We start from the raw sequence: 13970 nt of genomic DNA, 5'->3' as shown, positions 1-13970 counted from the left end.
CACTTACCACTTCCTCAGGCTCTATAGGCCAGCATACCTCCAACCAGGTTGCGGACGTTGGTAAAGCCGTTTTCTTCGAGAAACTGCTGTGCCCGGGCCGAGCGAGCACCCGACCGGCAGTGCACGATCACTTCTTCATCCTGCATACCGTCCAGATCATCGATCCGGTAGGGCAGCTCACCCAGCGGAATAAGCATGGCACCGATGTTGTCATCGGCGTATTCGTTGGGTTCGCGCACGTCGATGAGGTTGAGTTTTTCGCCTTTTTCCAGGCGTTCGCGGAGTTCCTGTACGGTAATGTCCATGGGTAGAGAGAGTTTAATGTTCGAGGTCTAACGTTTGCTGACGCGCCTATTTTCTAATCAGCAATTTCGACGTTCGGGGTGGTCCCTGCGGGTCGGTAAACCGGAGCAGGTAGAACCCATCGGGCAGTTGGCCTAATTCAGCACGGGTTTGGCCCGTTGACAGGGGCAGGGTCAGCACCGGGCGGCCCATCAGGTCGAGCACGTCGAGTTGCGTGGCCGTGCCCGCCACCCAGTTGATGGTCCCCGTGGTTGGATTGGGGAACACCGACAGGGGCGGTATGGGTTCGGTGGCGGTGATGACCGTGCTCAGGCCGTTGTTCATCAGGGGCCGGATCATCAGTGCCCCGTCATTATCGGGCGAGACATCCCAGTTGTTGCCGAGGTTGATAAAAGTCTGATTCCTGAACGGGCTGTTCCGGTCGAAACCAACGGGAATGGGTGGGTCTTCCAATTGCGAGAAGGCCACGTAGAAGGTGTCGCGCACGTTGACGGGAGCATCGAACATGTAATCGACAAAGCCATTGCGGGCGGCGGCGTACGTGAGCGAGAAGCTTTTCTGAATGAGTGGCCGCGCCGTTGGTCGGCCGCTGCCGTTGCCTATGTCGTTATAGACGCCAAACACCACTTGCTGTCCGGTTTGGTCGCGGCGGGTGGGGGCAATGTTGATGCGGATGCCCGTTACGGCGTCGGGCAGGGTTTTCACGAACCGCACCGCCACCCGCGCCAGCCGCTGGTTGATCTGCTTGACTATTTCGGCGCTGCCATCGTCGTAGGCGAAATAATTATCCAGCACCGTCACCCCGGAAATAGTATCGTTTTGCCGCAGGTCTACGCCAGGCAAGGTGTTGTTCTGGTTGTCGGAGGTAGTTACGTTAAACGTGGTTCGCAACACCGCCCGCCCAGCCAGCGCCGTTGGTGCCGTTGGTCGACCCACTTTGTTCTGCCGCCCCAGGCTTGGAATAAGCGTAGCCGTGGGCGAAAGCACATCCTGAATTACCCGCCCGCCCACCTCATCGCGAAGGGTGTAGCGGAAGGTGGTGAAGTTGAAATCGTTGAACAGGTTATTGACATCCGTAGCCACCGAATCGGCCAGTTCGGCGGTGGGTTTGGCCAGAAATTGCCGCAGGGGCATGGCCGTGAAGCGACGCAGTAACGGCGTAACCGACTGACGGACAGCAATATCGCGAATATATCTATCAAACTGAGTGCGTCCTTTATTCAAGTACACGTAGTCCAGGTGCCACTCATCAAACGCGCCCGACTGCCGCCCCTGCGCCCGAAACCGAAACCGGAAACCTGCGTGAAAATCAATGGGATTAGCTACCCGCACAAACGCCTGTGCAAAGTTAGCGTCGATCATGCCACCACTCATTTTCCAGGCGGTGCGCCAGGTGCCGTCACTGCCCAGAACTTCAAGCCGTAACGAATCGCTGGTGTCGGGTAGTTCGCCCAAGCCGCGCCGCTGCCAGTAGAAGCTGATATAGACCGAATCGCGCACCGTCAGCCCCGCCATGTTAATGGGCAACGACGTCAGCGTGTCGGTGCCACCCTCGGCATTTTCGTTGTTCAGTGCATAGGGAAACCCATCGGCCCGCAGCCCATCGAAGGTGGCCACGTTGACGGTGGGGTGATTGACCGTCAGCGTATTGTTGATGTATACGCCGCTGCCCGGTGCCCAGCGCGTAGGCGAGGCCGTCCGGGTCGACGTGGAAAAATCGTCGAAAAAGGGAAGTTGCAGGGTTTGGGCGGTGGCTAGTTGGCTCAAAAACAGCCAGCAAAGGCCCAGTATAAGCCCGGATCTATTGCGCATCGGAATTGGTATCAATAGGCCCCACCACCCAAATATCCACCGACTGCCCCAGCCGGATACGCTCACTGGCACGGGGTTTTTGTTTGATTACGGTACCCACCTCCTGCTCAGGATCGTCTACGGGCACCCGAACCCCCACCCGCAAACCCGATCCCCGAATGGCCGCCACGGCTTCTTCAAAGGTCATGTTGGTCACGTCGGGTGTGGGAAAATACACCTTGCCCTCGCCATCGCCCACCACCAGGTCGACGGTAGTGCCTTTGGCCACGGGCGTTCCGGGGGCCATTGCTTTGCCATTGACGAGTTGCTTCAGCACTTTATTCTTACCCAGGTCAGGCTCATACGTCAACTCGCCCAGCACCAGCCCCAGCGACCGCAGTTGCAACTCGGCCGTGCGCGAGGTCTGATCGATCAGGTTGGGCATCGGCATGGTGGGGGCCGTGCGCTTAATCACGGTGAGGTAGATCTTGCGGCCCTCCTTCACGTTTGACCCCGGCTGTGGGTATTGGGCAAAAACAGTGAGCGGCACCCCCCCGGCCACAAACGTGCAGTCGCTGACTTCGTAGCGCAGGTCGCGGTCGTCGAGGTAATTTTCCAGCTCGTCTAAACTCATGTGTTTCAGGTCCGGTACCGTAATGGTTTGGCCGTGGTTTGTCGAGAAGGGCAGATAGCCGAAAAAGAACACCAGCACCAATACCACCGTCAGTGCCAGAATGATGCCAATATGCAGAAGAAGGTCGGTGCGGGTACGGGTACTCAGTTTCGTCATTCGGCAAAAATAAAGGAAAGAAGTAAGCAGTAGGCAGTGGCAGTAGGCAGTGCTACTTATACGCTGCTAGCATTTTCTTGATGTATTTCCCCACGACGTCGAACTCCAGATTAACGACGTGGCCGGGCTGTAAATTGCGAAACGTGGTGTGCTCGTAAGTGTAGGGGATGATGGTGACGCGGAAGCCCGTTTCGTGCGAATCGAAGACGGTCAGGCTCACGCCGTTAATGCAGATCGACCCTTTCTCAACGGTGATGTTGCCCACTGCGGGGTCATACTCGAAATCGTAGAGCCAGCTGCCGTTAAGGTCCTGCACGGCCACACAGGTGCCAGTCTGGTCAACGTGTCCCTGCACAATGTGCCCATCGAAGCGGCCCGTGGCGGGCATGCAACGCTCCAGGTTGATGGTATCACCCACTCCCAGTTGACCCAGATTCGTCTTTTTCAGGGTTTCGTCTACCGCCGTTACGCTATAGCTATGGTCGGTTACGGCCGTCACGGTGAGGCAAACACCGTTGTGGCTGACGCTCTGGTCGATGGTTAGTTCGTGCGCAATTGGTGCGTCAATATGAAACGTCAGGTTGGTTCCCTCGGCGTCGATGGCCACCACGCGGCCCATCGTTTCAACAATACCCGTAAACATGAATGCGGTCAATTTTAGCTAATGCAGAGGGAACAGCAAAGAGCCAGGATTGATTTCGGATTTTGGATTGGGGATATACGATTTGGGATTAGGGATTTCGGATTGGGCTGACGCAGGCGTAGCCCAATCCGAAATCCCTAATCCCAAATCATTTTACCACCGTCAGTTTCCCCGACAGCACCGGGTCATCGGGTGCGGTTTTGATGGTGTAGGTGTATACGCCTGCCTCAACTACTGTTTGGCCGTAGCGTCCGTCCCAGACGGCGTTGGCCCCCGTGCCCTGATACATCAGTTCGCCCCAGCGGTTGTAGATGGCCACCTCGCAGTCGGGGAAGCTGTTGCTGTTGATAGGTCGCCAGATTTCATTGTTACCATCGCCGTTGGGCGAAAAAGCAGAGGGAACATATAGCCGGTCATATACCACCACGGCCACTTGGGCTTTGGCCTGGCAACCGGTAGTAGTCTCGGCCTGCACGGTATAGGTGGTCGACTCACCAGCCTGGAACATGGGCGTGGGCGAATCCGGACGGTCCAGGTAAATCGGGGGCAGCCAGCGCACTGTGGCGTTGGGCAGGCTTGGCTGTTGCTGTAATTTTTGTACCTCGCCACGCGGCACACGGTAGCTTACAGGGCCAAGCAGTTGCAATGATGGCGACACCTGCACCCAACGAGTGGCCGAATTGGCGCAGCCAGTGGCACTTTTCACCGTATACCGCAGCCGCTGCAATCCCGCACCGGCCACCATCGGGTCGAACTGATTGCCAATCACGCCCGGCCCGGTCCAGACGCCCGTGCCCGGAACGCCCCGCAACGTGATGCGGGAACTGCTGGCACATAAGGGCGAAATAGAATCGGCGGCCACAAGGGGCAGGGGCAATACGGCCAGGGTCCGGTCGGGCGAAACGGCCGTGCAGCCAGCGGCGTTGGTGATTCTAACGCGGTAGGTACCCGGTTGTTTCACCCACAGTTCGGCCCGTTTATTGGCCGCTACGGGTTCCCAGACGTATTGGTAGCTGAGGCTGTCGGTTGTGTTCAGGCGGACCGAATCACCCTGGCAGATTTGGGGGGCCGAGGCCGTCAGCGTAGCGTTGGGGGCCGACCGCATATTGATCTGTAGCTGGTCGGTGGCCGAGCATTTGGTGGCCCCGTCGGTCACGGTGAGGCTATAAAGACCTGCTTTCAGCACCGTCACCACCCCATTAGACACCTGCAACGCCGACGCGGTGGTCTGCCACTGGTAGGTGTTCGACCCCGTCACACCCGACGCGCTCGCCAGCACGTTGTCGCCCTCGCAAAACGGGGGAACAACCTCAGTACCGTCTGATTTGGTAACCCGAATTTTGGCTGAGGGCCGGGGTGCCACGTCAACTTTTATGGGCGGCGAGGTAACGTCGCCGGAGCATTGCGTGGCGAAACTTTTCACCACGGCATAAGAACCCGCTACCGTCACGCTGATAGATGGGCTGGTGGCACCCACAATATTGATGCCGTCGCGCTCCCATTGATAGGCCCACTTCGGGTCGGGATCTGCCGATAGTGTGAGGGCGCTACCCTCACAAATTTTTCCATCCTGAATGACCTTCCCATTATCAGTTACTACGGCTGGTGGTGGTGTGTTGGGGGGACAGTCTACTACGGGAATCTGGAAATCGCGCCGGATAGACCCAATCTTCACCCCGTTGCGGTACTCGTCGCATTGCACCGTAAACAGAAAATACCCCACCTTCGAGGCTTTTACGGTGAGTTGCCCCGTGTTGGCATCGATTTGTAGGCCGGGCGAACCGGGAATGGCATTGCCCGCACTATAACCCGTTCCCCAGGTCACAAGTGGATACGTGTTCCGGGGGTCGGTGGTGCCGTTTAAAAACGTGGCGTCGGTGTAGCCCTGGTAGGGCGTCACCAACGAATAGCGCAGTTGGTCGCCGTCGGCATCGGTGGCACTGTAGGTGGTGGTAAAAAGCTGATTGAGGCAGATAAAATTGCCGTTGAGCGGGCTAAATGTCGGCGAGGAGTTGACAAAGGGCTTACCGCTCTGTGTCAGCGCCGGAAATTCCAGGTAAAAGACCATCCCCACATCGACGGAGTTGGCCAGATTGGCGATGTTATTATTCCGGCAGCAACGTTCCCAAACAACATAATACCCCGCCGGGTCGGAATAGGTATTGATGTCTAACTGAATATTGGCCGAATAGGCTACATTAAGCGTACTTAAATTCTGCGATTTGGCGCAAATGGCATTTTTGTAAACAATTTTCTCAATTGGTCGCCGACTCAGATCAAAACTACCCATAAGCACAGGGCTTCGTTTTCTGAAAATATTCACCGTCACATACTCGTCATACGTCGACTCGGCCGTAACGGCGTCTAGGTACTGATTAAGCTGTATTCGGTAGCTACCGGGCTTGCCCAGATACTGCATAGTAAGCTCACCGCCAATGACATGCTTGGCTTGGCCCGGCAACGCTATGCACAGCAGGAAGATCAGGTAGAACGCTTGTTTCATAGTACTGCAAAATTCTAGTATAACTAGCGATTAAATACCGTGTTTCCGATAAATACGTTGAAAAAAGTAGCACCGTTGATGCAAGCGGTGGGTGCAGGCTATATAGTATAGAGGCTGTGCTGCACCTAAGATTACTGTATCAGCGAAAATTATTGACTACAGAGATTATGACGGAAATTTCGTCATCGGTCAAATACGGATTTATTGGAAGGCTAACGACCTCTGCGTGCAGGGCATCAGACACGGGAAAACAGGGTGCAGGCCAGGTGGCGGCGTAGGCGGGCTGGCGATAGGGTGGCACAGGGTAATGCACTTCCGTAGCCACTCCCTGCCGCTGCAGATAAGCTCTAAACTCGTCGCGGCGGGGGTGGCGCACCACAAACAGGTGCCAGGCGTCGTTGTCTGGGGTATCACCGGGCGGCAGCAGCAGATTAGCCAGTTGAATATCAGCTAAATAACGCTTCGCTATAGCACGACGACGGTTATTTTCAGCATCCAGAAACGGCAGTTTTGCCTGCAATACGGCGGCCTGTAGTTCATCCAGTCGGCTGTTGTGGCCGGGCACTTCGTTTATATATTTCTGGCTCGACCCGTAGTTGCGCCATTGCCTCAACTGGGCAGCTAATTCGTCATCGTTGGTTGTAATAGCCCCGGCATCGCCCAGGGCACCCAAATTTTTCGTTGGGTAGAAGCTAAACCCGGCGGCGTGGCCCAGGCTACCTGCCCGTTGGCCTTGCTGGGTAGCGCCGTGGGCCTGAGCGGCATCTTCCAGTAGGAGCAGGTTGTGCTGTTTAGCCAACGCCCGCAGGGGGGCCATGGGCGTACAGCGCCCGTAGAGGTGCACTGGCAAAATAACGCGGGTGCGTGGGGTAATGGCCTCGGCCACGCGGTCGGCGGTGAGCAGATAAGTAGTCGGGTCGGGGTCAACCAGCATGGGTACTAGCCCTGCCTGCGTAATGGCCAGCACCGAGGCCACGTAGGCGTTGGCCTGCGTGATGACCTCGCTACCGGGTGGCAGGTTCCAGGCCCTGAGCGTCAGGGTCAACGCCTCCAGCCCGTTGGCCACGCCAATGCAATGCTTCACCCCCACGTAAGCAGCAAAGGCAGTTTCGAAATCCCGCACAGCCGGCCCCAGCACATACCAGCCCGACCGCGCCACCGCCAGCATGGCGGCTTCGATTCGGGCCATATGCGGGGCATTGAGCCGTGAAAGGTCGAGAAAGGGGATCATAGTGAAAGTGCGGCAAGATACATACCGGCGCAACGGTGAGCGTCGTAATTTTACGGACACATTGCTACTGCCTCCCTCTCCCCATGCGCAAACACCCCATTCTCTGGCTTATTCTGGCCGTTGTCGGCATTGGCGTTGGCTGGTTGCTGCTGTTGCCCAGCCAGCCTTCAACCGCCGCCGTTGACCCTGCCGCCTATCAGACCGAACTAGCCGCCGCCCGCCAGAAAAAAGATGAGTTCATGCGCAACAGCGCCGATTCGCCCATTACCAACAAAACCACGTTCAAGGGTCTGACCTATTTCGCCCCAGACCTCTCGTTCCGGGTCCAGGCCAAACTAGAGCCGTTTCCAGAAGGCAACCGGGAGAAACTAGTCATTACCATGACCGACGGGTCGGAAGAGGTGTACGAGAAATATGGTCATGCCACCTTCACCTTGGCCGGAAAATCATGTCGCCTGTTATTACTCACCTACCAGAAAACGCTAACGGTGCTGTTTCAGGATGCCACGTCGGGCCATGAATCGTATGGCGGGGGCCGTTACCTGGAGATCGCTCCCGAAGCGGTCAGCAACAATACCGTGATCCTCGATTTCAACGCCGCCTACAATCCCTACTGCGCCTACAACCCCACCTACGCCTGCCCCCTCCCTCCACCCGAAAACAAACTCGACGTGGCCGTGAAAGCGGGAGAACGGTATGTGGCGAAGGAGTGAAAGAGCGAATGGCGAAAGAGTGAAAGAGTGGCTGTCGCAAGGGTTTGATCTTGCGACAGCCACTCTTTCACTCTTTCGCCATTCGCTCTTTCACTATTTTTGTACATTAAAGCTGACACATGAACATTTCCTATAAGTGGCTTACCCAATTTATTGACCTTGAGCAGTCGCCTGCCGAGCTAGACCATATCCTTACCAGCACCGGCCTTGAAGTAGACAGCATCGAAACTGTAGAGGCTGTGCCGGGCGGACTGGCGGGCGTGGTTATTGGCACCGTACTGACCTGCCAGCGCCACCCCGACGCCGACAAACTAAGCATTACCACTGTTGACGTGGGGGGCGAACAACCCCTGAACATTGTGTGTGGAGCACCCAACGTAGCCGCCGGGCAGCGCGTGGTGGTGGCTACCGTGGGGGCTACCCTCTACCCTACCAACGGCGCAGGGACGCCTGCCGAACCGTTGCAGATCAAAAAGGCAAAAATTCGTGGTGCGGCTTCCGAAGGCATGATCTGCGCCGAAGACGAAATCGGTCTGGGGCAGTCGCACGCGGGTATTATGGTGCTCACTACTGATGTACCAAACGGCACCCCCGCCGCGCGTTATTTTCAGCTCGAAGCTGACCACCGGATCGAGATTGGCCTCACGCCCAACCGCGCCGATGCAGCCTCGCACCTGGGCGTGGCCCGCGACCTCCGCGCCGTGTTGGGCAAACCCGTCAAGTGGCCATCGGCCGAGGCATTTCAGGTGCATTCAACCGATTTCACACTCGACGTGCGGGTGGAAGACACCGAGGCTTGCCCACGTTATACAGGATTGACTATCAACGATTTAACCGTAAAAGAATCACCCGACTGGCTGAAAAAACGGCTGCTCAGCATTGGCCTTACGCCCATCAACAACGTGGTCGATGTGACCAACTACGTGCTTCACGGACTGGGTCAACCCATGCACGCCTTCGACGCCGACGCCATCACGTCGGGGGCTGTGGTGGTGAAAACGCTGCCTGCCGGAACGCCCTTCGTCACCCTCGACGGCACGGAGCGCAAGCTCACCGCCACCGACCTCATGATCTGCAACGGCGACGGTACCGAAGGCATGTGCATTGGCGGCGTGTTCGGCGGAAAAACGTCGGGCGTGTCGGAGAAGACCACGCGGATTTTTCTGGAATGCGCCTACTTCTCGCCTGCCTCTATTCGGAAAACGGCGCAGCACCACGGCCTGAAAACAGATGCCTCGTTCCGTTACGAGCGCGGCACCGACCCCAACATGCCTCCTTTTGCCCTGAAATATGCCGCTCTGCTGATTCAGGAAGTGGCCGGGGGCCATGTTTCGTCCGATATCGTAGATCTGTATCCCAACCCCATCCAGGACTTTCGGGTGGCGGTGTCGTACAAAAACATTGACCGACTCATCGGCATCAAAATCGACTACGAACGAGTGCACGAGATTCTCCACGCGCTGGATATTCAGACCGTCGACCTGACCGAAAACGGCTTTACGGCCCTGGTGCCCCCCTACCGCGTGGACGTAACGCGCGAAGCCGACGTGGTGGAGGAGATTCTGCGCATCTACGGCCTGGACAACGTGCCCCTGTCAGACCACCTCGCCGCCGATACCCTGTCGGACTTCCCGGTGGTAGACGCCAATCAGTTGCAGGCCCGCGTGGGGCAATTGCTGGCCGCCAACGGGTTTGTCGAAACCATGTCGCTTTCGATGACCCGCCCCGCCTACCACGACGCCCTGCGGCCTTCGCTACCGCTGGCCGACGTGCGGCTGCTGAATCCGCTGAGCGAGGAGCTATCCGTGATGCGGCAATCACTGCTGTTCTCGGTGCTCGATGCGCTGGTGTACAACCTCAACCGTCGGCAGCGCGACCTGAAGCTGTTTGAATTTGGCACCACCTACGGCCACCAACCTGCCACTGAAGGCAAGGCTGGCAAGTACGTTGAAAACCCCCGTTTGGCCCTCGCGCTGGTAGGCGACCAGACCGCCGAAACCTGGCAGCACAAGGCGCAATCTATTGGATTTCACGATCTTACAGCCATCGTAAAGCAGATACTCTCTGTGTTACGGGTGCAGCCTACGGGTCAGCAACCCGCCGACAGCACCGTGTTTCAATACGGCCTGACGTATACGCTTAATCAAAAACCGATTGTTACTTTTGGGTTAGTACAACCGAAATTGGCTAAGTTAGCCGATACAAAACAGCCCGTTTATTACGCCGACTTCGACTGGAAAGCCTTGCTGAAACAGTACCGCGCCGCGCTCGCCTACACCGAAGTACCCCGTTTCCCCGACGTACGCCGCGACCTGTCGCTGGTGATTGACAAGTCGGTCACGTTTGAGCAGATTGACAGGCTGGCTAAACAAACGGAACGGAAATTGTTACAACGCTTAACTGTTTTTGACGTGTTTGAAGGGCCACAGTTGGGCACCGACAAGAAAGCCTATGCCGTGAGCTTCACCTTGCAGGACCCCACCCAAACCCTCACCGACACCGTAATTGACAAAACCATGCAACGCCTCATCACCGCCTTCGAACGCGACCTGGGGGCGACGATAAGAAAATAAGTTTAGAGTTTTCAGTTTAGAGTTGGCGGACCGGTTAGCCAACTCTAAACTGAAAACTCTAAACTTCCTTTAAAATGGCCTCCGAATCGCAGATTTTCGTCTTACTGGACCACCTTGAACACAAGGTCTACGACTTGTCGACACTGGCCGACGAGCAGCAGCAGCGTATCCGGCAGTTGGAGGGCGACGTGGCGCGGTTGCAGGAGCTAAATCGTGAACAGGAGCGACAGTTGAAACAACCTAAAAAAGGCGGCGAGGCCATGGTTGTGGTGCCTAAATCAAAAGAATTTGTTAATCTTGTAAGTAGCAGCCTCCCAGACGCGGTTGCCCGTGAAGCAGTAAAGCATCAACTCGATGAGTACATCCGCGACCTAGACCGTTGCATTACTCACCTGAGTAGTTTGTCATAATACCCACACGATCATACGAAGTAAGCGTACCATATGGACGACCGGCTTTCCATACACGTCAAAATTGCTGACCGCGACTACACCTTCAAATCGCTGCCGGAAGAGGAAACCTTCCTGCGCGATGCTGTGAAGATGATTCGCGACCGCATCGACGTGCACCGGAGCCGGGGCGTGCGCGACACACAGGACATTCTGGCGCTGGTAGCACTGGATTGTTTAGTGGCGAGCCTGAAAACTGAAGATCAGGCCCGACGGGTGCAAAAAAGGATTTATGACAAAGTGTCCCAGATAGACCAGATTGCTGCGTCGCCTTCGGCGTAGCCATCTAGATGACCAATGGCCCGCTATCCGGCTTTACTGTAGGGCAATGCGTGTTGGCAAGAGGGTGCATAGGTGACTATGTTTAACTCAAACGATACACATTAATGACCACTACCAGTATACTACTAATGCTCCTGACCGGCCTGCTCGGTCTGGGCATTGGTGCGTTTTTTGGACGAAAAATGCTCCAAAATACGGTTGCCGGCAAACAACAGGAGGCTGAAGAAAAAGCCGCCGACATTGTGCGCAACGCCGAACTACAGGCCGAAAACCTCAAGAAAGATCGCATTCTGGAAGCCAAGGAGAAATACCTGAAGTTGAAAGCCGAGTTTGAAGATCAGAGCAATCAGAAGCGTATTTTGCTCCAGCAAAACGAAGCCAAACTCAAGCAGCGTGAACAGCAACTAACCCAGCAGGCCGATCAGCAGCGTATTCGCGAAGGGGAACTGAACCAGTTGAAAAACGACATCAACAGCCAGAAAAACGCCCTTGCCCAGCAAACCGACGCCCTCAACCGCCGTCGCGAAGACGTAGACCACCGTCAGGCCGAAGCCGACAAAATGCTGGCCGAACAGGTGTCGCAGCTTGAAAAAATTGCCGGTCTCTCTGCCGATCAGGCCCGTGAGCAGCTCATCGACACCCTGAAAGCCGAAGCCGAGACCCGCGCCTCAGCCTATGTGAAAAACATTGTGGAGGAAGCCAAACTGACCGCCACCAAAGAGGCTAAGAAGGTAGTTATCGACACCATTCAGCGCACCGCCACCGAACACGCCATTGAAAACTGCGTCTCGATTTTTAACATCGAATCTGACGATATTAAGGGTAAAGTCATTGGTCGCGAGGGGCGCAACATTCGCGCCCTGGAAGCGGCCACGGGTGTGGAAATCATCGTTGACGATACCCCGGAGGCCATCATCATTTCCGGGTTCGACCCTGTGCGGCGCGAAGTAGCCCGGCTATCGCTGCACCGGCTCGTGCAGGATGGCCGCATTCACCCCGCCCGCATTGAAGAGGTGGTGGCCAAAACTCGCAAGAACATCGAAGACGAGATCGTAGAAATCGGTGAACGCACGGTTATCGACCTGGGCATTCACGGCCTCCACCCCGAACTGATCAAGATGGTGGGCCGGATGCGATTCCGGTCATCCTACGGCCAAAACCTGCTTCAGCACTCCCGCGAGGTGGCCAAGCTCTGCGCCACTATGGCCGCCGAACTGGGCCTCAACGCCAAGCTGGCCAAACGCGCCGGACTGCTCCACGACATTGGCAAGGTATGGCCCGAAGAAGCCGAACTGCCCCACGCCCTGCTGGGTATGGAACTGGCCAAAAAATACAAGGAGAACCCCGAAGTGATCAACGCCATCGGCGCTCACCACGATGAGATCGAGATGACCACCATGATCTCGCCCATTGTGCAGGTGTGCGACGCCGTGTCGGGTTCGCGCCCCGGTGCCCGCCGCGAGATGATGGAGTCCTATATCAAGCGCTTAAAAGAGTTGGAGGAACTAGCCACCAACTTCCAGGGCGTAACAAAGTGCTACGCTATCCAGGCGGGCCGCGAACTCCGCGTGATGGTGGATGCTGACCATGTCACCGACGAGCGGGCGGGTACGCTTTCTTATGAGATTTCTCAGAAGATCGAAAAAGAGATGCAGTATCCCGGCCAAATCAAAGTGACCGTCATCCGCGAAATGCGCTCAGTAGCCTACGCCAAGTAGGTTTCAAGGTTACTGTCCAATGTCCAATGGGCGTTGCTAATTCGCGGAAGTGGATGGGTAACGCCCGTTTTTAGTATCACCTCCAACCTGATGCGTGTGTTGAACGTGTTCTTTTTCCTCTCACTTTTCTGTGGTCTGGCTCAGGCGCAGGCACCACAAAAACCGCCGCTCAGCGTTACGCCGCTCAGCGCCCAGGTATATGTTCATACAACCTATGGCGTGTATCAGGGCACCAGCGTTCCATCGAACGGGCTGATTATCAACACAAACGATGGCGTGGTTCTGGTAGATACAGGCTGGGATAGCGATGGCAACACCGACAACACGCGGCAACTGCTCCGGTGGATAGCCGATAGCCTGCGTCAGCCTGTGCGGCTTTGCATTGTTACCCACGCTCACGAAGATCGGGTGGGCGGTATAGGCGAATTGCGTAAAGCGGGGGTACGGGTTATCAGCACACCATTGACCGCCCGAAAATCGGTTAAACTGGGCTACGAAGCCCCCGACGGCATCTTACCGTCAGACACCACGTTCACCATCGGGCAGGAACCGATCCGTTGCTATTTTCCCGGCGAAGGGCACACCAGCGATAACATTGTTGTCTGGTTACCCAACCAGCAGATTCTGCATGGCGGCTGTTTTGTGAAAAGCGTGGCGGCCTTTGGCATGGGCAACATAGCCGACGCCAACCTGAAAGCCTGGGGTAGCTCTATTCGAAACGTGATGCGGCAGTTTGGTTCGGCCAGGATAGTGGTCCCTGGCCATGAAGAATGGGGCGACACCCAGTCGTTGACACACACGTTGCGGTTGTTGGAAAAGCACGCAGCAGCGAAACGGTGATCTTGGTCTCTGCTAAATAGTGGGTAGTTCTTGCCAGGGTGTATTGCTGACCGGTCCGCCGGTGCGGCGCGTCCCTTCGACAAGCTCAGGGTGACAGGAAACTAGAATCAAGTTTACTGAACTGCATCAGATGG

General features: G+C 56.4%; 12 protein-coding genes. 6 read left to right on the top strand and 6 right to left on the bottom strand.

Annotation, left to right across the window (positions count from 1 at the left end):
• Window positions 1-14 precede the first annotated feature (14 nt).
• The 6 genes from J2I48_RS24815 to J2I48_RS24790 form a co-directional block, all read right to left on the bottom strand.
• Complete coding sequence (locus J2I48_RS24815; protein ID WP_207338219.1) at window positions 15-305, bottom strand: rhodanese-like domain-containing protein; 291 nt, start codon at window positions 303-305, stop codon at window positions 15-17.
• 46 nt (window positions 306-351) lie between these two features.
• Window positions 352-2115: a T9SS type A sorting domain-containing protein gene (locus J2I48_RS24810; RefSeq protein WP_207338218.1), complete on the bottom strand. Its 1764-nt coding sequence runs from the start codon at window positions 2113-2115 to the stop codon at window positions 352-354.
• On the bottom strand, window positions 2105-2884 hold the full coding sequence (locus J2I48_RS24805) for a PASTA domain-containing protein (RefSeq protein ID WP_207338217.1): 780 nt from the start codon (window positions 2882-2884) through the stop codon (window positions 2105-2107). The genes J2I48_RS24810 and J2I48_RS24805 overlap by 11 nt, the downstream gene beginning before the upstream one ends.
• Window positions 2885-2936: 52 nt before the next feature.
• On the bottom strand, window positions 2937-3527 hold the full coding sequence (locus J2I48_RS24800) for a riboflavin synthase (RefSeq protein ID WP_207338216.1): 591 nt from the start codon (window positions 3525-3527) through the stop codon (window positions 2937-2939).
• Between the two features lie 148 nt (window positions 3528-3675).
• A complete protein-coding gene (locus J2I48_RS24795) occupies window positions 3676-6030 on the bottom strand; it encodes a T9SS type B sorting domain-containing protein (protein WP_207338215.1) in 2355 nt (784 codons plus the stop codon).
• A 139-nt stretch (window positions 6031-6169) separates the two neighbouring features.
• On the bottom strand, window positions 6170-7261 hold the full coding sequence (locus J2I48_RS24790) for a DegT/DnrJ/EryC1/StrS family aminotransferase (protein ID WP_207338214.1): 1092 nt from the start codon (window positions 7259-7261) through the stop codon (window positions 6170-6172).
• 83 nt (window positions 7262-7344) lie between these two features.
• On the opposite strand from J2I48_RS24790, the gene J2I48_RS24785 reads away from it, so the two are divergent.
• The 6 genes from J2I48_RS24785 (at window position 7345) to bla (ending at window position 13836) form a co-directional block, all read left to right on the top strand.
• A complete protein-coding gene (locus tag J2I48_RS24785; RefSeq protein ID WP_207338213.1) occupies window positions 7345-7974 on the top strand; it encodes a DUF1684 domain-containing protein in 630 nt (209 codons plus the stop codon).
• A 119-nt stretch (window positions 7975-8093) separates the two neighbouring features.
• Window positions 8094-10547 carry a phenylalanine--tRNA ligase subunit beta gene (gene pheT / locus J2I48_RS24780; protein ID WP_207338212.1) on the top strand — a complete coding sequence of 818 codons (2454 nt, stop codon included), beginning with the start codon at window positions 8094-8096 and terminating at the stop codon, window positions 10545-10547.
• Between the two features lie 74 nt (window positions 10548-10621).
• The gene (locus J2I48_RS24775; protein ID WP_207338211.1) at window positions 10622-10957 is read left to right on the top strand and encodes a hypothetical protein; all 336 of its coding nucleotides are present in this window, start codon (window positions 10622-10624) and stop codon (window positions 10955-10957) included.
• A 33-nt stretch (window positions 10958-10990) separates the two neighbouring features.
• The gene (locus J2I48_RS24770) at window positions 10991-11278 is read left to right on the top strand and encodes a cell division protein ZapA (RefSeq protein ID WP_207338210.1); all 288 of its coding nucleotides are present in this window, start codon (window positions 10991-10993) and stop codon (window positions 11276-11278) included.
• Between the two features lie 104 nt (window positions 11279-11382).
• Window positions 11383-12996, top strand: coding sequence for a ribonuclease Y (gene rny, locus J2I48_RS24765; RefSeq protein WP_207338209.1), 1614 nt, complete (start codon window positions 11383-11385; stop codon window positions 12994-12996).
• Window positions 12997-13086: 90 nt separating this feature from the next.
• Window positions 13087-13836 carry a subclass B1 metallo-beta-lactamase gene (bla, locus tag J2I48_RS24760; RefSeq protein WP_207338208.1) on the top strand — a complete coding sequence of 250 codons (750 nt, stop codon included), beginning with the start codon at window positions 13087-13089 and terminating at the stop codon, window positions 13834-13836.
• Window positions 13837-13970: the final 134 nt, after the last annotated feature.

It is taken from the genome of Fibrella aquatilis (assembly GCF_017353255.1).
In the GTDB taxonomy this organism is placed as follows: domain Bacteria; phylum Bacteroidota; class Bacteroidia; order Cytophagales; family Spirosomataceae; genus Fibrella; species Fibrella aquatilis.
Note: the sequence above shows the minus strand (reverse complement) of the source record. Positions and strands in the feature narration are given on the sequence as shown.